The 20,572-nt window shown below is 44.4% G+C and carries 18 protein-coding genes and 5 tRNA genes; 10 read left to right on the forward strand and 13 right to left on the reverse strand.

The window, feature by feature from the left end:
• The first annotated feature begins 148 nt into the window (after positions 1 to 148).
• The 6 genes from ACSC9N_RS15425 to ACSC9N_RS15450 are packed head-to-tail and all read left to right on the forward strand — an operon-like array spanning position 149 to position 6,370.
• A complete protein-coding gene (locus ACSC9N_RS15425; RefSeq protein ID WP_029574927.1) occupies positions 149 to 2,989 on the forward strand; it encodes a monovalent cation/H+ antiporter subunit A in 2,841 nt (946 codons plus the stop codon).
• Between the two features lies 1 nt (position 2,990).
• On the forward strand, positions 2,991 to 3,356 hold the full coding sequence (locus ACSC9N_RS15430) for a Na+/H+ antiporter subunit C (protein WP_004692695.1): 366 nt from the start codon (positions 2,991 to 2,993) through the stop codon (positions 3,354 to 3,356).
• Positions 3,356 to 5,164 (forward strand): monovalent cation/H+ antiporter subunit D, encoded by a 1,809-nt coding sequence (locus ACSC9N_RS15435; protein WP_010325774.1) that lies wholly within the window; start codon positions 3,356 to 3,358, stop codon positions 5,162 to 5,164. The genes ACSC9N_RS15430 and ACSC9N_RS15435 overlap by 1 nt, the downstream gene beginning before the upstream one ends.
• Before the next feature lie 2 nt (positions 5,165 to 5,166).
• Complete coding sequence (locus ACSC9N_RS15440; RefSeq protein WP_010325773.1) at positions 5,167 to 5,688, forward strand: Na+/H+ antiporter subunit E; 522 nt, start codon at positions 5,167 to 5,169, stop codon at positions 5,686 to 5,688.
• Positions 5,685 to 5,960, forward strand: a complete 276-nt coding sequence (locus ACSC9N_RS15445; RefSeq protein ID WP_004692700.1) for a monovalent cation/H+ antiporter subunit F — start codon at positions 5,685 to 5,687, stop codon at positions 5,958 to 5,960. The genes ACSC9N_RS15440 and ACSC9N_RS15445 overlap by 4 nt, the downstream gene beginning before the upstream one ends.
• A gap of 11 nt (positions 5,961 to 5,971) precedes the next feature.
• Positions 5,972 to 6,370 (forward strand): Na+/H+ antiporter subunit G, encoded by a 399-nt coding sequence (locus ACSC9N_RS15450; protein WP_004692702.1) that lies wholly within the window; start codon positions 5,972 to 5,974, stop codon positions 6,368 to 6,370.
• Between the two features lie 397 nt (positions 6,371 to 6,767).
• On the opposite strand, the gene ACSC9N_RS15455 is transcribed toward ACSC9N_RS15450, so the two are convergent.
• From ACSC9N_RS15455 to tpiA, 11 genes are all read right to left on the reverse strand, one after another.
• The gene (locus tag ACSC9N_RS15455; RefSeq protein WP_004978763.1) at positions 6,768 to 7,172 is read right to left on the reverse strand and encodes a ribosome-binding factor A; all 405 of its coding nucleotides are present in this window, start codon (positions 7,170 to 7,172) and stop codon (positions 6,768 to 6,770) included.
• The gene (gene infB / locus ACSC9N_RS15460; RefSeq protein WP_010325772.1) at positions 7,172 to 9,871 is read right to left on the reverse strand and encodes a translation initiation factor IF-2; all 2,700 of its coding nucleotides are present in this window, start codon (positions 9,869 to 9,871) and stop codon (positions 7,172 to 7,174) included. The genes ACSC9N_RS15455 and infB overlap by 1 nt, the downstream gene beginning before the upstream one ends.
• Positions 9,872 to 9,880: 9 nt before the next feature.
• Positions 9,881 to 11,365, reverse strand: coding sequence for a transcription termination factor NusA (gene nusA, locus ACSC9N_RS15465; RefSeq protein ID WP_004692706.1), 1,485 nt, complete (start codon positions 11,363 to 11,365; stop codon positions 9,881 to 9,883).
• Between the two features lie 39 nt (positions 11,366 to 11,404).
• On the reverse strand, positions 11,405 to 11,929 hold the full coding sequence (rimP, locus tag ACSC9N_RS15470; protein ID WP_004692708.1) for a ribosome maturation factor RimP: 525 nt from the start codon (positions 11,927 to 11,929) through the stop codon (positions 11,405 to 11,407).
• A gap of 228 nt (positions 11,930 to 12,157) precedes the next feature.
• A tRNA-Met gene (locus tag ACSC9N_RS15475) sits at positions 12,158 to 12,234 on the reverse strand.
• Positions 12,235 to 12,323: 89 nt separating this feature from the next.
• Positions 12,324 to 12,400 (reverse strand) — tRNA-Met (locus tag ACSC9N_RS15480).
• 68 nt (positions 12,401 to 12,468) lie between these two features.
• A tRNA-Met gene (locus tag ACSC9N_RS15485) sits at positions 12,469 to 12,545 on the reverse strand.
• A gap of 74 nt (positions 12,546 to 12,619) precedes the next feature.
• Positions 12,620 to 12,696, reverse strand: a tRNA-Met gene (locus tag ACSC9N_RS15490).
• A gap of 49 nt (positions 12,697 to 12,745) precedes the next feature.
• Positions 12,746 to 12,830 (reverse strand) — tRNA-Leu (locus tag ACSC9N_RS15495).
• Between the two features lie 53 nt (positions 12,831 to 12,883).
• On the reverse strand, positions 12,884 to 13,213 hold the full coding sequence (gene secG, locus ACSC9N_RS15500) for a preprotein translocase subunit SecG (protein ID WP_004692710.1): 330 nt from the start codon (positions 13,211 to 13,213) through the stop codon (positions 12,884 to 12,886).
• A 13-nt stretch (positions 13,214 to 13,226) separates the two neighbouring features.
• Entirely contained in the window at positions 13,227 to 14,018 is a 792-nt protein-coding gene (tpiA, locus tag ACSC9N_RS15505) for a triose-phosphate isomerase (RefSeq protein WP_010325769.1), read from the reverse strand.
• 279 nt (positions 14,019 to 14,297) lie between these two features.
• Here tpiA and pilB point away from each other — a divergent pair, with 279 nt between their 5' ends.
• From pilB to coaE, 4 genes are read left to right on the forward strand one after another with little or no spacing between them, the layout of a single operon-like run.
• Positions 14,298 to 16,010, forward strand: a complete 1,713-nt coding sequence (gene pilB, locus ACSC9N_RS15510) for a type IV-A pilus assembly ATPase PilB (protein ID WP_010325768.1) — start codon at positions 14,298 to 14,300, stop codon at positions 16,008 to 16,010.
• 30 nt (positions 16,011 to 16,040) lie between these two features.
• Positions 16,041 to 17,267: a type II secretion system F family protein gene (locus ACSC9N_RS15515; protein WP_010325767.1), complete on the forward strand. Its 1,227-nt coding sequence runs from the start codon at positions 16,041 to 16,043 to the stop codon at positions 17,265 to 17,267.
• On the forward strand, positions 17,267 to 18,127 hold the full coding sequence (locus tag ACSC9N_RS15520) for a prepilin peptidase (protein ID WP_010325766.1): 861 nt from the start codon (positions 17,267 to 17,269) through the stop codon (positions 18,125 to 18,127). The genes ACSC9N_RS15515 and ACSC9N_RS15520 overlap by 1 nt, the downstream gene beginning before the upstream one ends.
• Positions 18,128 to 18,133: 6 nt before the next feature.
• Positions 18,134 to 18,733, forward strand: coding sequence for a dephospho-CoA kinase (gene coaE, locus ACSC9N_RS15525; RefSeq protein WP_010325765.1), 600 nt, complete (start codon positions 18,134 to 18,136; stop codon positions 18,731 to 18,733).
• 14 nt (positions 18,734 to 18,747) lie between these two features.
• Here the strand turns inward: coaE and ACSC9N_RS15530 are convergent, their stop codons facing one another.
• A complete protein-coding gene (locus ACSC9N_RS15530; protein WP_029574926.1) occupies positions 18,748 to 19,665 on the reverse strand; it encodes a DMT family transporter in 918 nt (305 codons plus the stop codon).
• A gap of 32 nt (positions 19,666 to 19,697) precedes the next feature.
• Positions 19,698 to 20,447, reverse strand: a complete 750-nt coding sequence (gene rlmB / locus ACSC9N_RS15535) for a 23S rRNA (guanosine(2251)-2'-O)-methyltransferase RlmB (RefSeq protein ID WP_004692717.1) — start codon at positions 20,445 to 20,447, stop codon at positions 19,698 to 19,700.
• Positions 20,448 to 20,572 lie beyond the last annotated feature (125 nt).

A 20,572-nucleotide genomic window follows, 5' to 3' on the forward strand; every position in this document is an offset into this window, starting at 1 on the left:
CTATAACGCTTCATGAGTTGCGCAACACAACTTCATTATTTTTAAATTTCACATTGGCTTTCAAGATTGAGACTCTTGGGCTGCTCTTTGCAGTCCTGTAATCCTTGAAAGATGAGATTCACCAATAGGTTTTGACCTATTCACGACAATGGAAACGAGTGTGCTACCGATTATTATATTGTTACCGTTAATACTTGGCACAACCCTTGTCTCATTACTGAAGCAGAGCTCACGTAGGCTAACCGCCTTCGCAGCTGTTGGGGTCAGTATGACAAGTTTAGGCTTATTACTGACCCAAGCACGAGAGGTGTTTAATGGCGCTGTCATTACACAGTCGTGGTCATGGTTGCCGCAGCTTGGAATTGACTTCAGCTTCCGTCTAGACGCATTAGGCCTCCTCTTTGCCTTACTCATTAGTGGCATCGGAACGCTCATTTATATTTATGCCTATTTTTATTTAGGCCCAAAAAACTCTCTCAATAAGCTCTATCTACTGCTCATGTTGTTCATGGCAGCTATGCTCGGAATTTCACTCTCCAATAATTTAATTTTACTCCTCATTTTTTGGGAGTTGACCAGTATCTCCTCTTTCCTCTTGGTCGGTTATTGGAGCAATTACGACGCGGCACAACGCGGCTCACGCATGGCCTTGACCATTACGGGTATGGGCGGATTAGCCATGCTAGGTGGTTTCATCTTGCTCGGCCAAATCACAGGTACCTACGAGATTGATCAAATCTTGACGATGACAGCACAAATTCAAAGTCATGCTTTATTTGTTCCTACGTTGCTGCTGATTTTACTCGGTGCTTTTACCAAAAGTGCGCAATTTCCATTCCATTTTTGGTTACCCAACGCGATGGCAGCCCCGACCCCCGTGTCTGCTTATTTACACTCAGCAACCATGGTAAAAGCGGGTATTTTCTTGGTGGCACGACTGTTACCCATTTTTGCAGGTGCGGCACTGTTCCATAATTTGGTCACCTTTATTGGCCTATTTACCCTGTGTATGGCTGCATTTTTCGCCATCTTTAAAGAAGACCTGAAAGGTTTATTGGCCTATTCAACCATCAGCCATCTCGGCTTGATCATGTGTCTCTTGGGAATCGGATCACCATTGGCTGTGGCTGCGGCTATTTTCCATATTATTAACCATGCCACCTTTAAAGCAGCGCTGTTCATGATCGCAGGTATTATCGATCATGAGTCAGGCACACGTGATTTACGTAAGCTTAGTGGGTTATGGCAACTGTTGCCTTATACAGCCACTTTGACGATGGTCACTGCAGCATCGATGGCCGGCGTACCCTTGACCAACGGTTTCTTATCTAAAGAAATGTTCTTTACTGAACTGCTCAGCAATCTGTCTGGTCCTGTGCTCATCTGCTCCGCGATTGTCGCGACACTGGCGGGGATTTTTGCAGTCGCTTACTCTGTGCGTTTGGTACATGGGGTTTTCTTCGATGGCCCATTAGGCAAGCAAGTTCCGAACAAGGATGCGCATGAGCCGCCGTTTGGCATGCGTGCACCGGCCACTTTACTGGCGATTCTCTGTATTTTAGTCGGCTTATTCCCTGCTCTCTTGGTTGAAAACATCGTCAACAGCACAGCACGCGCCAGCACCCAAGTGATGGACTTTGAAGGCGCACATCTTGCTCTATGGCATGGTTTTAACATGCCATTATTGATGAGCCTGATTGCATCGATTGGCGGTCTGATTTTCTATTTCAGTCTAGCGAAGGGTGGCAAAATTCGAGAAATTGATCTCGATCCATATTTAGGTCGCCTACAAGGTCGAGTTGCCTTTGACTTATTCCTTAAGTCACTTTTGCTCAACTCACGCAAATTTAAACGCTGGACTGAAAACGGTAAATTACAAAGCTATATTCTTTGGATTGTGATCTTCAGTATCGCCGTAGTCTCACTTCCATTTTTAGGACAAGGGCTGACCACAGGTACCCGTGAACTCACCCATGCCCCTGCTTTAGCGATCGTACTATGGCTACTGTTATTCTCTTCGTGCTGGATGATGTTGTGGTTCCACCACGAACGGATTAAAGCAGTATTGATCAGTGGCGCGATTGGTTTAGTCGTGACTATGGTCTTTATCTGCTTCTCTGCACCTGATTTGGCTTTGACACAAATCACCGTCGATGTGGTCACCACCGTACTGTTATTGATGAGTTTATCACTTTTACCACAACTCACTCCCTATGAGTCGAGTGTCTCACGCCGTTGGCGAGATGCCCTGATTGCGATTGGCGGCGGGCTCGGCATTGCATGGATCACATGGCTCATCTTGACCCGTGATCACAACTCCATTTCATGGTTCTTCATGCAGCAGTCGATTCCATTAGGCGGCGGTACCAACGTGGTCAACGTGATTTTGGTCGATTTCCGTGGTTTCGATACCTTCGGTGAAATTACAGTCCTCGGCATTGCAGGCATTGGCGCGCTGTGCCTAATGGATGGTATGCGTACCCACGGCACGACTATGACCCAAGGTCTCAGCTACCGTTTTAATCCATCGCCATTGATGCTTCGTATCACTGCATCTTGGATTTTACCGATTGCCTTGGTGGTTAGCCTGTATATCTTCCTGCGTGGGCACAATCTGCCTGGGGGCGGTTTTATCGCAGGTCTAATTACCGCTTTGGCCTTGATTATTCAGTACATGGCACTCGGTCAAGATCATGCAGAACAACTGCTCAAAGCCAAGTCAGGTCGTTTGTATGAAATCTGGATTGGAACCGGTCTGGTCATTGCAGGATTAACAGGCTTAGGCGCATGGTTCTGGGGACGTCCCTTCCTCACCAGTGCACACTTTTATGTGTCGCCACCGATCTTAGGCGAAATGCACCTAGCGACGGCTGCACTGTTTGATGTCGGGGTCTATATCACGGTCGTAGGTGCGACCATGCTACTTATTTCAGTACTCGGGGACTCGCGTCACTCTAGTATGTCTGGTCCAGTACCAAAGGGGGATTAATATGATTAGTTTAGAACTGTTACTTGCCTCCGCTATTGGTCTGTTGACTGCCACAGGCATCTATCTGATTTTACGTGCCCGTACCTTCCCTGTGGTACTTGGCTTGGCCATGATTGGTTATGCCGTCAATTTATTTTTATTTGCCATGGGGCGACTTCAACTTAATGCACCCGCAGTACTCACGGAAGCCAGCAAAGCCACTGACCCTTTGCCACAAGCCTTGGTGTTAACCGCGATTGTGATTGGCTTTGCTACCACGGCGTTTATTGTACAACTGGCTTTACGCAGTCGTTATGAAACAGGAACCGACCACGTTGACTCTAAAGAAGAAATACCACAAATTGACCCACGTGAGGATGAGCCATAATGAATGACTTCATCCAATTTTGGACAGAACACACCCCAATTTTTAGTATTTTAATTCCTGCCATTACCGCCTTTATTTTGGTGTTATTGGGTAATCCAGGATCAGGTTCTTTAGCACAAGACTGGCGACAACCGTGGCGTCGAGGCATCAGTTATACCTCTGGCCTGTTGGGCTTATTTACAGCAGTCAACTATCTGATCTTTGCCAGCTCAGGGCAAATCAGTGTTTATAACCTGAGCGAATGGGCAGCGCCATTTGGCATTGTTTTAGTCCTCGATCAACTGTCTGCCCTGATGCTGGTTTTAACCTACGGCTTGGCTGTTCCAGTGATGTGGTTCGCCAGTAAAGAATGGGATGAACGTGGCCGTTATTTCCATGCCATGTGCCATTTCCTACTGATGGGTTTAACCGGTGCCTTCCTGACAGGCGACTTATTTAACCTGTTCGTATTCTTTGAAATTTTGTTGATGGCCTCTTATGTTTTGTTACTGCATGGTCAAGGCAAAGCGCGTTTTCAACTCGGCATTCACTATGTCACCATTAACTTGTTGGCATCAGCCCTGTTTCTGATTGGCCTTGGCATGATTTATGGTAGCGTCGGCAGCCTCAATATGGCGGATGTTGCACGTCTGATGCCATTGTTAGAAGGCGATCAACATCGTATCGCCGTTGCTGGTGGGCTATTGTTATTTACAGTCTTTGGCATTAAAGCAGCCATGCTACCTGTCGGTTTTTGGCTACCAAAAACCTATGCGGTCGCAACCACTCCTGTAGCAGCCCTGTTCACCATCATGACCAAAGTCGGTATTTATGCCATTTTACGTGTTAATGGCACCGTATTTGACGATGCAATTAGCCGTGAAATCCTGCAATACATTCTATTACCGATTGGTTTAATTACCTCAGTCTATGGTGTGATTGGTGCAATGGGTGCGGAACGCTTACGTCGTTTCATTGGCTTTATGATTTTGTCTTCTGTCGGCACGATTTTAATCGCCATTTCCCTGTTCAATACCTTGGCATGGGCAGCGGCACTGTATTATTTGGTGCACAGTACCATTATTGCGGCAGCTTTCTATATTTTAAGTGGTTGGATTACCTCTCAACGTGGTGAGTTTAAAGACCACTTTAAAATTGCACCGCAAATGAAACAGCATAAGGTGGTGGCGTTAACCTATTTCACTATTGCCTTGATGATGGCAGGTTTACCACCCTTTAGTGGCTTCTTAGGCAAAGTGTTTATTCTCCAAGCCACTGCACACTCACCGTATCAATTGCTGATGATTGTGACAATTTTAATGGTGAGTTTATTAAGTATTATTGCGTTTACACGTGTGGGTTTCGTGATTTTTTGGCGCGCAACTAAACCAGAAGACAACCCTGATGAAGCTACTTATGCCGCGTACCAAGCTTTGCCTGAGCAAGCACCTAAGCGCAATGACAAAACCATTTATCTATTGTTGCTAGGTTTAATGGCTTATATGGTATTTGCAGGTCCAATTCAAAAGTACACTTACCAAACGGCTGAGCAGATCCAAAATAATGCGCTCTATGAACAGACTTTGCTCAAAACTGATGAGCATGGGCAAACCATTAGCGTACAACCTTTCGACAGTGAAAATTTGCCTGAAACCAAATATGGTGGCGAACGGGTGGATCCAAATGCACATTTGATTCCATATTTAATTTCAGAAGAAACACTGGAAGGCGAACATATTTCCGAATACAAAAAACGCCAAATGCAACAGCAACAACAGGCTAAAGTGAATCCCGATGCTGAAAGCCTACAACCGATGGTGGAGCCTTAAACATGAAAAAAACGTCGTTTTTGGAGCGTTGGTTACCCCACCCTTTTGTCTCGGTGATTGTTGCGCTGAGCTGGGTGATGTTGGCACATAGTGTCGATGCAGCCAGCTTAGTGATGGCATTTTTACTGGCTACTTTTATTCCGCGTCTGATCAGACCATTCATTACTTACACTCCAAATATTGAATGGAAAGCGGCGCTGAAACTATTTTTTGTGGTGTTATACGACATTGTGGTGTCGAATATTCAAGTGGCTAAATTGGTCCTCGGCCCAATTGATCGTCTACAACCCAAATGGTTTCGCGTTCCGCTGGAAACACAACATGAGGAAGTAAACACCTTACTGGCGATGATTATTACCACCACACCAGGCACTGTTTCAGCAGGCATCGATCAAGATCGTGGGGACATTTTAGTTCACGCCCTCAGCACCGATGATGAAAATGCCGAGATTGAAAATATCAAAGCGCGTTATGAAAAACCATTGATGCAAATTTTTGGTGTCGAAGCAGGAGACAAAGCATGACTATTTTGCCTTATGCCCTCGGGATTTGTTTAATCGCCGTCACCATTTCAATGTTGCTGTGCTTAATTCGCTTAATCATCGGTCCATCGATTGTAGACCGACTCTTAGCACTCGATACACTCTTTTTAAATGCAATCTGCCTCATTATTATTTTAGGCATTTACTGGGCCAGCACTTCATTATTTGAAGGTGCTCTTTTGGTTGCGATGCTCGGCTTTGTCTCTACAGCCGCTTTAGCACGCTACTTCACCTCAGGTCATGTGATTGACTAGGAGCGAGATCGATGCAACTTACGATGGAAATTTTAGTCTCCATTTTTCTCATGATCGGCACTTTCTTCATGCTGGTTGGAGGGATTGGAATGGTGCGCCTGCCCGATTTATTCATGCGCCTGCATGCCCCAACCAAATCAAGCACCTTAGGCTTAGGGAGCTTCTTGATCGCGGCAATGATCTATTCTGCATTCCAAGGACGCTTTGGTTTTGCTGAGCTGTTATTAACACTGTTTGCCTTCTTAACCGCACCCGTATCGGCGAATTTGATGGCTCAAGCGGCGCTACATTTGCGCTTACGCTCGCTCAGTGGTGACGTTCCAGAAGCACTCAACCGTCCACTGCCTTGGCAACGTACCCGCCGCAGAGCTTTTAGCAATAAGCATGAAGACACTGAACATCGTCTTTAAATGCTTGTGGTGTAAAGGCAATAAAATAAATACATTCTAGCGCTTCAGCATTGATATGGTGCTGTTGCGCTAATTTGAACATTGTACTGATGATAAGGCTCAAACTTATTAGATAGTGTCGCATCCATTACACTGACCAACACAGGTAGACTGATCAAGCTAATTGATACTCAATCCACTCAAAAATTAAAATGATCAAAGTGTCCCGCTAGTAAATCATTGCCCATATCAATCCAGTCCACAGCAACTTGATAGTCAAAATAATCCCTAAAAGCTCAACCTCTATTCTCCTATCATAATCCTATGCAATATCCCCCTAAGTCTTGCTCTAGCTTCAACCATTACTCCGCATAAAAAAAGCCACCCGAAGGTGGCTTTTTGATTCAGTTAGACTGAATTATTCATCATCTTTGTTTGCTTCGTCAGCGGGTAAATCCTTTACTGCTTCAGCAATCAGGCCAAACATATAGTTACCATATGCATTGGTTTTATCGTAATGGAAACGCAAACGCGGTGTAATACGTGTCTTAATACGACGGCCGAGTTCGTGACGCAAGAAACCAGATGCTTTGTTCAACACATCTAGCGTTTCTTTATTGGCTGCTTCACTTTGCTCATCGCCAAGCTCACGGCCCATCACAGTCACATATACTTCAGCATAACCTAAGTCTGGACTAACCTTCACCGCAGAGATGGTCACGAGACCACCTAAGCGTGGATCTTTCAACTCTTGACGAATCAGTTCAGACAACTCACGTTGTACTGTATCCGCCATGCGCTTAAGACGTTGACTACCCGCCATTAAAGACTCCGTTTGATCAATTGAACATCATAGACTTCGATCTTGTCTTTTTCTTTGATGTCTTTATAACCTTTAACCGCAAGACCACATTCCATACCTGCACGAACTTCTTCAACCACTTCTTTATAGCGACGAAGTGACTCAAGCTCACCTTGGAACACCACCACGTCATCACGAAGGACACGAATTGGTTTATTACGGTGTAACATACCTTCAAGTACCATACAGCCTGCTGCTGCACCAAACTTACTTGAGTGGAACACTTCACGTACTTCAGCCACACCCAGAATTGTTTCACGGTGTTCAGGTGCAAGCTTACCGCTCATCGCTGCTTTCACATCATCAATCAATTGATAGATGATTGAGTAGTAACGAATATCGATACCGTCAGCATCCGCTTTTTGACGCGCTGCGTTATCCGCACGTACGTTAAAGCCAAGAAGTACCGCTTCAGAAGATTCAGCTAGTGTCACGTCAGATTCAGTGATCGCACCAACACCTGAGCCAATAACACGAACTTTAACTTCGTCTGTTGCAAGGTCAGCAAGAGCAACGTGTAATGCTTCCAATGTACCACGTACATCAGTTTTCAATACCACATTGACGATAGGCACATCTTTCTTGCCCATAGACGCCATGATATTTTCAAGACGCATTGCGCTTTGACGCTCAAGACGTTTTTGACGTTCACGATCCATACGCGCATCGGCAACTTCACGTGCTTTTTTCTCGTCATTCACAACAAGAACTTCATCACCCGCCATTGGCGCTTCAGGTAGACCTAGAATTTCAACCGGAATTGAAGGACCAGCAGATTGAATACGTTTACCGTTTTCATCTGTCATCGCACGTACGCGACCGTAAGATGCGCCGGCAAGAACAAGGTCACCTACTTTCAATGTACCGTTTTGAACAAGGATAGACGTTACCGCACCACGGCTGTTGTCTACACGTGCTTCAATCACGACACCTTGAGCAGCACCTTCTTCAGATGCTTTCAACTCAAGTAATTCAGCTTGAATTGAAATAATATCTAGAAGCTCATCAATACCTTGACCTGTATGTGCTGAAACCATTGCAACAGGAACGTCACCGCCCCATTGTTCAGGCACGATTTCTTTCACAGTCAATTCATTCAATACGCGATCTGGATCAGCAGATTCTTTATCCATCTTGTTGATTGCAACAATAATTGGCGTACCTGCAGCACGTGCGTGATCAATCGCTTCAGCTGTTTGTGGCATTACACCATCATCTGCTGCAACCACCAATACCACGATGTCTGTCGATTTCGCACCACGTGAACGCATTGCAGTAAATGCTGCGTGTCCCGGAGTATCTAAGAATGTGATAATGCCTTTATCAGTCGTAACATGGTACGCACCGATGTGCTGAGTGATACCACCCGCTTCACCAGCTGCCACTTTTGAACGACGAATGCGGTCAAGTAACGATGTCTTACCATGGTCAACGTGACCCATAATGGTCACAACAGGAGGACGAGTCGTTTGAGCGCCACGTGCTTCTTCTGCTGCTTCAAGTAAGTTATCTTCTGCTTGCGTATCCGATACAAGAACTGGGTTATGGCCCATTTCTTCTACGATTAATGCTGCAATTTCTTGGTCAATCGCTTGGTTCTGAGTCACAAGCTCACCCATTTTCATGAGTGACTTAATTACTTCACGTACCTTAACTGCCATTTTTGCAGCCAAGTCAGCAACCACAATGGTTGAACCAATTTCAACATCATAAACTTGCTTTTTAACCGGTTTTTCAAAGCCATGCTTGTTTGCAGAGCTTGTTTTCAAACCACGTTTATGCGAGTTATCACGGAAAGATTGCTCTTCACCACGACGACCACCTTTCTTCGGTGCGCGTGTAGCTGGCGTATTGGTACCACGTTTGATTTCGCGGTCTTCTTTCGCAAATGAGTCTTCATATGCTTGACCAACCAGGCCCGCAGCAAGTGGAGAATCATCCACTACACGAATGGTCGCAGTTGCATCTTCGTTTGAATACTTAGATGCCATTTGACGCATTTGTTCAAGTGTACGTTGCTGCGCTTCTTCAGCTGCCTTACGACGTGCTGCTTCTTCAGTCGCTTTTAATTGAGCGGCTTGAGCTTCACGTGCTTTTTTCTGTTCAGGTGTTTCAACAACTTTAACTTGTGCTTTAACCACAGGCTTATTGTTTGATTTACGCTTCACAACTACCGCAGCTTTTGCTACTTCTTGCTTCGTCGTTTCTTGCTTTGCAGCAGCACGCATCGCTTCAAAGTTTGCAGCCGCTTTATTTACTACTGGAGTTTCAGCTTTTGGTTCAACCATAGCTTGAACGTTCGCACGAGCTTGTTGCTCAGCTTGCGCTTTTGCCAAAGCTTCCGCTTTAATTTGTTCTGGATCTGGCTTGGTAAATGTATGTTTCTTGCGAACTTCTACATTAATCGTTTTTGCCTTACCTGATGTACTCGCTACTTTAGCGGTACTGGTCGTTTTACGTTTCAACGTGATTTTTCCTGCCTGACCATCGTCTTGACCATGAATTTTCTTCAAATGGTGCACGAGGGCATCTTGTTGTTCAGTAGAGATTATATCGTCCGATTTACGCTGTGGTAAACCAGCATCACGAACCTGCTCTAGGAGCTTCTCAACAGGGCGGTTCACACTGAGAGCTAACTCTTGTATCGTCTTATCCGTCATGTAGATCTCCTAGTTAAACCATGATTCGCGCGCTTTCATAATAAGTTGACCCGCTTTCTCTGTACCCAGACCTTCAATATCAGCAATATCGTCAGTCGCTTGGTCAGCCAAGTCATCAATTGTGATGACACCACGTGCTGCAAGTGCATAAGCAATCTCTTGCGTCATCCCTTCCATTGCAACGAGTTCCGCGCTTGGATCTTGGATGTTTTCTTGCTGCTGTAATGCATCAGCCAATGCAACTTCTTTGGCACGACTTTGAAGTAATTCAACAACTTCAGCATCTAGCTCGATTTCGTCAAATGTTTCAGCTGGAACATAAGCAATCTCTTCTAAAGAAGTAAAGCCCATTTCAACCAATGCCATTGCCAAATCTTCTTCAATATCTAGACGCGATACAAATAGGTCTAAGTATTGTTGTGCTTCATTTTGCTGACGAGCATGATACTCATCTTCAAGCATCATGTTGAGTTTGTAGCCTGTAAGTTCAGAAGCTAAACGTACGTTTTGACCTTGTGAACCAATCGCACGCGCTAATTGATCGCTAGTTGCGAAAATAATATCCGCTGTACGTTCTTCTTCATCAATCACAATACCCGATACATCTGCTGGCTCTAAAGCACTCGCAATGTACTGTGCAGGATCATCAGACCATACAACAACATCAATACGCTCACCGTTCAATTCTTGCTGAACTGCTTGGATACGTGTACCACGCATACCAATACATGCACCCACTGGATCAATACGATGATCATTGGTTTTCACAGCAATTTTAGCACGAACACCAGGTTGACGCGCTGCCGCTTTAATCTCAATGATTTCCTCAGAAATTTCAGGAATTTCTTTCTTCATCAAAGCGATGAGCATTTCAGGCTTGGCACGTGACAATTGTAGTTGTGCACCACGGCCTTCACGGTTCACATTAAACAAAATCGCATTTACACGTTGCTTCGGACGCAAAATTTCTTTTGCAATCATTTCTTCACGTGCAAGATACGCTTCAGCATTGTCACCTAAGTCAATGATAAAGCCATCTTTAGTTTGCTTTTTCACTTCACCGTAGATCAACTCACCCACTTTAGACTCGTAGGCATCTGCAATCAGCGCACGTTCAGCTTCGCGAATCTTTTGAACAATCACTTGTTTTGCAATTTGCGCCGCAATACGACCGAAGTCAATTGAAGGCACTTCAAGCTCACGAATATCACCAATCGACCATTGTGCAGGATCAACATCTGAAATCGCATCTTGACATGCTGGCATTTCATGATCTTCATCCGCAACCACTTCCCATTGACGGAAAGTGCTGTATTCGCCCGTTTTACGATCAATCTCTACACGAAGCTGAGCTTCTTCAGAGTTTGTTCCTTCGTAAAATTTCTTTTTAGTCGCAGCAACAAGCGCTTGTTCTAAGGCTTCGAAAATCGCTTCACGAGGTACACCTTTTTCATTACTAACCGTTTCAACTACGGTAAGAATTTCACGTGCCATAAGCCACCTATTCGTTCAGATTCTTATTTATTAAATGAATTAATCTTGATAGACCAAATTGGCTTTATCAATATTATTACTATCGATTTCAAGCACCTGTTGCTTTTCCACTTCGACTTGAATCATTTCAGCTTCAAGATCTACAGCAACCAATTTAGCTTGGAATTTACGACGGTTATCGACTGCACTGATCAAACGGAAAGCGATCTGTTGACCAATATATGCAGGTAATTGTTCAAGTTGGAAAAATGGACGATCCCAACCCGGAGATGACACTTCAAGTGCATATTCACCTGAAATTGGATCATGGACATCCATCATTGCGCCGACTTGCTGGGTCACGCGTACACAGTCTTGTACGCCGATGCCACGGCCCTGCTCTTCTTCACCATCTTCATTGATGATGGGTTCTGCATTTTCGTCGACAGCTTTGTCGATATAAATGCGCAATAAAGAACGTTTTCCTTGAGGAAGGAATTCAATCCCCCAAAGATCAACACCACAGGCTTGCACTGCAGGAGCAATTAAGTCTTGGAGTGCTTGAGTTTTATTTGATAGCTTCATTTACTCTCGTCATTTTTGTGCGATTCAATGGCCGAAACAGACCACTACAAGCCAATACAAACTATAGTAGTAGTGGAACATGACACTTTGACTTTCACCGTATCCGGCTCACATCGACACTACACGATAGCCAATAAAAAAGGGCGTAATCGCCCCAATTATTGCACAGAAAATTAATATCCACTGTGCAAAAAGGCCCACCTTGTTGTGAGCCTCTTTTTAGAAACTTGGTAGCGGGAGCTGGATTTGAACCAACGACCTTCGGGTTATGAGCCCGACGAGCTACCAGACTGCTCCATCCCGCATCAACGTGCAAAAATTATATACAAATATGAACTATTTTTCAATCTAAATACTTCGTACTTGCTCTGATTTAGTTGCACCTAAATCAAATTGGTAGCGGGAGCTGGATTTGAACCAACGACCTTCGGGTTATGAGCCCGACGAGCTACCAGACTGCTCCATCCCGCAACAAAACGCAAAAATTATTCAATTTAATCACTTAAACTGCTTATTTTAGTTTGCATCTAAAATAAGATTGGTAGCGGGAGCTGGATTTGAACCAACGACCTTCGGGTTATGAGCCCGACGAGCTACCAGACTGCTCCATCCCGCATCAAAACGCAAAAAATATTCTTAACTTAATGACTTAAGCTACTCACTTTAGTTTGCTTCTAAAATAAGATTGATTGGTAGCGGGAGCTGGATTTGAACCAACGACCTTCGGGTTATGAGCCCGACGAGCTACCAGACTGCTCCATCCCGCATCAACAGAATTTGCTGCATACACCAACTTAATCTTCTGGATTCATAAGTTGGTGCGGAAGGGGGGACTTGAACCCCCACGCCCGAAAGCACTACCACCTCAAGGTAGCGTGTCTACCAATTCCACCACCACCGCAGCTGTGACGCATTCTAGTAGCATCGTCACAAAAAAGAAAGGACTAATTCCAATTATTCGCTTGTTTTAGGTGCAGCTGGCGAAGTTTCAGTCGATTGTGCAGGTGCAGAACTTGTCGTTTGCACTGACTTTAAGCTATAGGCATCTGTGGTTTGCTTTTTGGCAAACACAGCAAGTGACAAACTGGTGATAAAAAACAAGGCCGTCAAAACCGCAGTCAATCGGGTCAAGAAATTACCTGAACCTGATGCACCAAATACAGTTGCAGCACCGCCACCACCAAACGAAGCACCAGCATCTGCACCTTTACCATGCTGGACCAAAATCAGCACGATCATCAACACAGCTAAGATAATATGTACTACCAGCACAAAAGTTTGCATGCTGAACTCCTAATTATTTTGTATTTGCAAATGCTTCGACAATTTTATAAAACGACGTTGCATTTAAAGATGCCCCACCGACGAGTGCACCATTGATATCTGGACAGGCCGCTAACTCTACTGCATTTTCAGCTTTTACACTACCACCATATAAAATGGCCATGTTCGCGCCATGACTGGTAATTTGCGTGAGGCCTTCACGGATTTTAGCATGCATGGTTTGCGCGTCTTCTGGTGAAGCAGTTTTTCCTGTACCAATGGCCCAAATCGGCTCGTAGGCAATCACAATATGAGGCCACTGCTCTGCCGTTACCACACTGGCTAAATCGCAAATTTGTTGTAAAACCACTACTTCTGCCTGACCCGATTCACGCTGTTCTAAGCTTTCACCGACACAGTAAATGACTTTTAAACCCGCATTTAAGGCATTTTGGGCTTTCGCATTTAAAATTGCTGCACTTTCAGCAAAATATTCACGACGTTCTGAGTGACCAATTAAAACATATTCGATTTGACTATCTTTAAGCAGCTCTGCGCTCACTTCACCGGTATATGCACCCATGTTGCCAAAACGCGATACGTCTTGCGCCACAGTAAAAACTGAACGTGTAGCATTCGCCAATTCAGCCTGCGTTGACGTCAAAGCCAGCGTCACAGGCGCAAGCCCAATATTACATTTTTCTTCTGCTATTTCATTCTCTTGCAAGAGCTGTTTAAATTCTTGAAGCAATTGCTTGGCATCTGCCTGCATTGGGTTCATCTTCCAATTGCCGACAACCCATGGCTTAATCGTCGAACCCGACATACAGCACCCTATTCAAAACAGTTCATTAAAACGGCCTCATTCTACACGGTATTTATTTTTCAAAGATAGTTTTCTTCTAGAATTTCTTCAGCAATCAAAATAATACGAATGAAAATAAAGACATCTTTTTGTAAAAAAATCGCCTGCTATCACGACCAGTTCATGCTTTTAATCGATATTAAGGTGGTGACAACACTTTCAGATATGGTATTTTTGTGCAACAAAAGTATAATTTTACGATACCAATTATAAACAATTGAGAAGTTAAGGATCTGGGGAATGTCAGTATCAAATGGTTTGCCTAAGTTCACAGGCTTCATTCGACGCTTAGTCGAAGACGGACGCGTGACTGCTGAAAATATGCAGCAGGCAATGCTCTCTGCAAAAAAGGCTCAGCAAGACATCGTTCCTTATCTGATTGAAAACCATAAACTCTCCCCACAAATGATCGCTGAGACGATTTCTTTGGAGTTTGGAGAGCCTGTTTTTGACTTAAGTGTCTATGATTCTGTACAAATTCTACGGGATCTGGTCGAAGACAAACTTATCACCAAGCATCGTGTGTTGCCGATTTACCGTCGTGGCAATATTCTCTATATCGCTACCAGCAATCCAACCAACATGGATGCGATGGACGCGATTCGCTTCAATTCTAAAATGAACATTGAAGCGATTATTGTTGAACATCCCCAGCTTGAAAAACTGATCGAACAAAATTTCGCGCAAGCTGATAGCTTTGAATTTTCTGATGAAGATATTGATTTAGACTTAGAGCAAGACCATCAGAACTCAAATGACGAAGAAGATGACTCACCTCAAGGGGATGAAGCGCCGATCGTCAAATACATCAATAAATTACTGATCGATGCGATTCGTATGGGTGCATCAGACTTGCACTTTGAACCTTATGAAAAATCTTACCGTGTCCGTTATCGTGTAGATGGAGTTCTGCGTCATATTGCCAGTCCACCACTACAACTGGCGACTCGCCTCGCCTCTCGTTTAAAAGTCATGTCACAAATGGACATTTCTGAAAAGCGCGTGCCACAAGATGGCCGAATTAAATTAAAGCTGTCAAAAAGTAAAGCCATCGACTTTCGTGTCAACTCACTTCCAACCTTGTTTGGCGAAAAACTGGTTCTGCGTATTCTCGATCCATCCAGTGCTATGCTGGGGATTGATGCTTTAGGTTATGAACCAGACCAAAAAGATCTGTTTATGCAGGCTTTAGACAAACCTCAAGGCATGTTGCTAATTACTGGCCCGACAGGTTCAGGTAAAACGGTATCTCTATATACAGGTCTGAATATTCTAAATAAAGAAGACACCAATATCTCAACTGCGGAAGATCCTGTTGAGATTAACTTAGAAGGCATTAATCAGGTTAACGTGAACAATAAAGTCGGCCTTACCTTCTCTGCTGCGCTGAAGTCCTTCTTACGTCAGGATCCTGATATTGTGATGGTCGGTGAGATTCGTGACCTTGAAACAGCTGAAATCGCGATTAAAGCCGCGCAGACAGGCCACATGGTCATGTCGACACTCCACACCAATAGTGCACCTGAAACTCTGACACGCTTACGCAATATGGGGGTTCCCTCTTTTAACATTGCGACCTCGGTCAATTTGGTAATTGCACAACGTTTAGCACGCCGCTTATGTAGCCAATGCAAAGCCTCTGTCGATATTCCTGAACAAAGCTTGCTCGAAATGGGCTTTACTTCCACAGATATCAAAGATCCAGACTTCAAAGTTTATCAACCGGTGGGGTGTGCTGAGTGCCGTGAAGGCTATAAAGGACGTGTTGGTATTTATGAAGTCATGAAAGTCACACCAGAAATTTCAAAAATTATTATGGAAGATGGCAATGCCTTACAGATTGCGGAAGCATCTGCAAAATTAGGATTTAACAATTTACGTCGTTCAGGTTTACTCAAGGTTATGCAGGGGGTCACTTCCTTACAAGAAGTGAATCGTGTAACCAGCGAATAGTTGAAATATTGAAAGAATAAGGATAAATGCATGGCTGTCAAAAAAGCACAGATGATGCCAACCTTCAATTATGAAGGGATTGATCGTAAAGGGGCAAAAATTAAAGGGGAATTGCCTGCACGTAACCTTGCCCTCGCCAAAGTTACTTTGCGCAAACAAGGGATTACCATCAAGAGTATTCGAGAAAAGAAAAAGAATATTCTTGAAGGCATATTAAAGAAAAAAGTGACCACACTGGACATCACGATTTTCACCCGACAGCTCGCAACCATGATGAAAGCGGGTGTACCATTGGTACAAGGCTTTGAAATTGTGGCTGAAGGCTTGGAAAACCCGTCTATGCGTGAAGTTGTCCTCGGCATTAAAGGTGAAGTTGAAGGCGGTAATACCTTTGCGGGAGCACTCAAAAAATATCCACAATATTTCGACAACTTATTCTGTTCATTGGTTGAATCAGGCGAACAATCAGGTGCGCTTGAGACCATGCTGGACCGCGTAGCGGTCTATAAAGAAAAAAGTGAATTACTGAAACAAAAAATTAAAAAGGCCATGAAATACCCAGCAACCGTGGTTGTGGTTGCTGTGATCGTGACTATTATTTTGATGGTCAAAGTTGTCCCTGTTTTCCAAGAACTCTTTAGTTCCTTTGGTGCAGACTTACCTGCATTCACCCAAATGGTGGTAAATATGTCTGAATGGATGCAGAAATACTGGTTCATTTTGATTATTGTCGTTGGTGTGGTGATTACCGCTTTACTCGAAACCAAAAAGCGTAGTAAAAAGTTTCGTGACATGCTAGATAAAGCCGCCCTCAAAGCCCCAATTTTTGGTGATTTAGTCTATAAAGCGATTATCGCGCGCTATAGCCGCACCCTATCGACAACCTTTGCTGCAGGTGTACCCTTAATTGATGCCCTCGAATCTACCGCGGGTGCAACCAACAATGTGGTCTATGAAGAAGCTGTGATGAAGATCCGTGAAGATGTCGCAACAGGGCAACAACTTCAATTCGCGATGCGTGCCACCAATAAATTTCCATCAATGGCAGTACAAATGGTAGCGATTGGTGAAGAATCTGGTGCGCTCGATGCCATGTTGGATAAAGTTGCCACTCACTATGAAAACGAAGTCGATAATGCGGTGGATGGCTTAACGGCAATGATGGAGCCTCTCATCATGGCAGTCTTGGGTGTACTTGTGGGTGGCCTAGTAATTGCCATGTATTTACCAATCTTCCAAATGGGTTCTGTGGTTTAATGCAAGAAATAATTTCCTATCTTATCAATACTCCAATGGCGCTTTATTTCGCCGTTGGAGTTTTTAGTTTGTGCATTGGTAGTTTCCTGAATGTAGTGATCTATCGCACGCCAAAAATGATGGAACAAGAATGGCGCACCGACTGCCAACTTCTGATTCATCCTGAACAGCCTATTATTGATGAAACGAAACTCTCGTTGAGCAAGCCTGCCTCGACCTGCCCCAAATGCAAAAGTGCCATACGCTGGTATCAAAATGTCCCTGTAATTAGCTGGTTACTGCTACGAGGAAAGTGTGGCACTTGTCATAACCCGATCAGCATTCGCTACCCTGCGATTGAACTCCTGACCGCCATTTGTGCATTGGTCGTGGTTGCAGTCTTTGGTCCAACAATCCAAATGCTGTTCGGTCTCGTACTCACTTACATTTTAATCACCTTAACTTTTATTGATTTTGACACTCAACTTTTACCTGATCGCTATACCCTCACCCTTGCAGGTCTGGGTTTAGGGGTCAATAGTTATGCGATTTACACCACACCGACAGCGGCCATTTGGGGTTACATCATTGGTTTCTTATGCTTATGGATTGTCTACTATCTGTTTAAGCTCATCACAGGCAAGGAAGGTATGGGTTATGGTGACTTTAAGTTACTTGCTGCTTTAGGCGCATGGATGGGTCCTTTGCTACTACCACTGATTGTGCTACTTTCTTCTTTCGTAGGCGCCATTATCGGCATCATCCTGCTCAAAGTCCGTAAAGAAAATCAGCCTTTTGCTTTTGGTCCGTATATTGCCATCGCAGGATGGATTGCCTTTTTGTGGGGTGAGCAAATTATGAAAATATACTTAGGCAATTAAAATAATATGTCATTTATTTTAGGTCTGACAGGCGGGATTGGCAGTGGAAAATCTGCCGCAAGCCACTGGTTTGAACAACAAGGCATACAGGTAGTTGATGCTGACGTGGTTGCTCGAGAGATTGTTGCTGTAGGGCAACCCGCACTTCAGCAAATTCGAAGCAGCTTCGGCGAGTGGGCCTTACTGGACAATGGCGAACTGAATCGACGCGCTTTACGTGAACACATTTTTCAGGACCCGTCTGCCCGTAAGCAATTGGAAAAGATCACCCACCCTGCAATTCGTCAGTCCATCATGCAACAATTACAAGCTGCGACCAGCCCTTATGCGATTTTGGTTTCACCGCTACTTTTTGAAACTAATCAGCATGAACTGACGCAACATACGCTTCTGATCGATGCTTCAATTGATATCCAGATTCTCCGCGCTTCACACCGCGACCATCAAACCATTGAGCAAATTCAAACCATCATTAAAACGCAAATGTCCCGTGAACAAAAACAAGCGTTGGCCGATGATATTGTGGTAAATGATGGACACTTGGAACACTTATACGCACAGCTCAGACCTTTGCATTTAAAGTATTTGGCCCATTCAGAAGTCTAAAAAAAAGCAGTCAATTATGACTGCTTTTTTTGTTGTGCGAGTTGGGCTTTCAAACTGTCCTGCCGTATCCAACGCCATGGCTGCAAGGCCCCGATCCCCATTCCCAGAAGACCACATAAAATCGCAACACTCAAAGGCTCATTGAGCAAAGGAACCGCAATAATCGCAGCAATAAAAGGCGCCAAAGTCACAATACTGCCTGTTTTAAATGCCCCTAAACGCTTAATGGCTTCCACATAAGTGAGGGTCGCCACGATGACTACGAACACGCCATGAAATACAACCTGAGCAATCAATTGCACAGGTTGCACATGCGCTAGGGTTTTGGGTAGAAATAAAATATAAATCGGCACAAAAATAATCGCAGCCCAAATCGCAACACCTGCCATGGAGTGCCATGCCGACAGTTTCCATTGTCTTAATAAAACGGTAAATGTTCCCCACAGCACAGCACTGAGTAAAAACAAGCCATCACCTAAACTAAAAGCAACACCTGTTTCTTGATACATCAGCCCACTCATGGCCGTCAGTGCGAGCAACATAATACTGAGACTGAGCCAAGTATGCCGGTCAAACGGTTGTCGAAATAGCAGATAAGCTGCGACAGCCGTGCAAAGCGGAATGCAGCCATTCAGAAAGATCGCAGCATGTGCCGCAGGCACATAATGAAAAGCGCTATAAGCGGTGATGCAGTAACACACCCCACCAATCATCGCCAAAATAAAAGGCTCTTTCTTCCACAAAAAGGCGGTATCTTTTTTATAGATCAAGATTGGCATTAAGATGCAAAACGCCAAGAGAAAGCGTAAGGCGGTAATATCCCACGCACCAATACCCCAATTGGCACTAAGCCGCGCCGTTAAGGTAAATCCCCCCCAAATACACATGGTGATGGCAATAAATACATAGCCTTGTTTTTGAGGGGTCATCATTGAGCTTAAATTAAATTGGGAATTAAAAAATCTTAGACATTACGTTGACGGCATGCTTCATACAAAGCCATACCCGTTGCTACACTGACATTCAAACTTTGTAGATTGCCTGCCATCGGAATATAAACCGTTTGATCGCATTGAGACTGAGTAATTGGGCGCAGACCTGTGTCTTCAGCACCCATCACCACACATACAGCCGTTCCAGTAAAATCGAACTGTTGTAGTGGTAAGGCTTTTTCATCCAACATGGTACCGACCACACGCACATTAAACTCATCTTTAATTTGCGCTAAAGTCCGAGCCAGATTGGTCACTTGGATAAATTTAACTTTTTCAGCACCACCTGCCGCAACTTTGCGCGCGGTCGGGGTCAAACTTGCAGAACGATCACGAGGCACAATCACGGCCTCAACGCCCATTGCAGCTGCGGTACGGATACATGCGCCGAGGTTATGCGGATCGGTGACTTGGTCTAAACCCAGCAATAAACAATTTGGCGATTGTTTCAGTAAGGCTTCTAAATCTTTTTCATTGAAAACTGGATTAGGACGGACCGCAGCCACAACCCCTTGGTGGAACGGTAAGCCAGCCATTTTTTCTAATCGATCACGACCCGTTTGTTGTACGCTAATACCAAAAGGTTCAGCCAACTCAAGTACGCGTTTTAAACGCTGATCATCACGCCCTTTTAAGGTAAAAAGCGTCAGTACGCGTTCAGGTTCAAGTTCCAACAATGACTCCACCGAATGAACGCCATAGAAATATTCAGGTTTAGCCATGTAGGACCTCTAAAAGATAAATGACCATCGACACGATGTGCCAAAAATAAAAATCCTGTAAAGCTGACTTTACAGGATTGCTGTGCAACAGATAGTTTAACCGATTTCGCTTGAAATTACTTGGC

This window comes from Acinetobacter sp. PC34 (assembly GCF_051789135.1).
In the GTDB taxonomy this organism is placed as follows: Bacteria; Pseudomonadota; Gammaproteobacteria; order Pseudomonadales; family Moraxellaceae; genus Acinetobacter; species Acinetobacter johnsonii.

What these genes read in the sequence shown, in the direction of transcription:
- ACSC9N_RS15425 (WP_029574927.1), top strand. Translation starts at nt 149, where the DNA reads ATGGAAACGAGTGTGCTACCGATTATTATATTGTTACCGTTAATACTT.
- ACSC9N_RS15430 (WP_004692695.1), top strand. Translation starts at nt 2,991, where the DNA reads ATGATTAGTTTAGAACTGTTACTTGCCTCCGCTATTGGTCTGTTGACT.
- ACSC9N_RS15435 (WP_010325774.1), top strand. Translation starts at nt 3,356, where the DNA reads ATGAATGACTTCATCCAATTTTGGACAGAACACACCCCAATTTTTAGT.
- ACSC9N_RS15440 (WP_010325773.1), top strand. Translation starts at nt 5,167, where the DNA reads ATGAAAAAAACGTCGTTTTTGGAGCGTTGGTTACCCCACCCTTTTGTC.
- ACSC9N_RS15445 (WP_004692700.1), top strand. Translation starts at nt 5,685, where the DNA reads ATGACTATTTTGCCTTATGCCCTCGGGATTTGTTTAATCGCCGTCACC.
- ACSC9N_RS15450 (WP_004692702.1), top strand. Translation starts at nt 5,972, where the DNA reads ATGCAACTTACGATGGAAATTTTAGTCTCCATTTTTCTCATGATCGGC.
- ACSC9N_RS15455 (WP_004978763.1), bottom strand. Translation starts at nt 7,172, where the DNA reads ATGGCGGGTAGTCAACGTCTTAAGCGCATGGCGGATACAGTACAACGT.
- infB (WP_010325772.1), bottom strand. Translation starts at nt 9,871, where the DNA reads ATGACGGATAAGACGATACAAGAGTTAGCTCTCAGTGTGAACCGCCCT.
- nusA (WP_004692706.1), bottom strand. Translation starts at nt 11,365, where the DNA reads ATGGCACGTGAAATTCTTACCGTAGTTGAAACGGTTAGTAATGAAAAA.
- rimP (WP_004692708.1), bottom strand. Translation starts at nt 11,929, where the DNA reads ATGAAGCTATCAAATAAAACTCAAGCACTCCAAGACTTAATTGCTCCT.
- secG (WP_004692710.1), bottom strand. Translation starts at nt 13,213, where the DNA reads ATGCAAACTTTTGTGCTGGTAGTACATATTATCTTAGCTGTGTTGATG.
- tpiA (WP_010325769.1), bottom strand. Translation starts at nt 14,018, where the DNA reads ATGTCGGGTTCGACGATTAAGCCATGGGTTGTCGGCAATTGGAAGATG.
- pilB (WP_010325768.1), top strand. Translation starts at nt 14,298, where the DNA reads ATGTCAGTATCAAATGGTTTGCCTAAGTTCACAGGCTTCATTCGACGC.
- ACSC9N_RS15515 (WP_010325767.1), top strand. Translation starts at nt 16,041, where the DNA reads ATGGCTGTCAAAAAAGCACAGATGATGCCAACCTTCAATTATGAAGGG.
- ACSC9N_RS15520 (WP_010325766.1), top strand. Translation starts at nt 17,267, where the DNA reads ATGCAAGAAATAATTTCCTATCTTATCAATACTCCAATGGCGCTTTAT.
- coaE (WP_010325765.1), top strand. Translation starts at nt 18,134, where the DNA reads ATGTCATTTATTTTAGGTCTGACAGGCGGGATTGGCAGTGGAAAATCT.
- ACSC9N_RS15530 (WP_029574926.1), bottom strand. Translation starts at nt 19,665, where the DNA reads ATGATGACCCCTCAAAAACAAGGCTATGTATTTATTGCCATCACCATG.
- rlmB (WP_004692717.1), bottom strand. Translation starts at nt 20,447, where the DNA reads ATGGCTAAACCTGAATATTTCTATGGCGTTCATTCGGTGGAGTCATTG.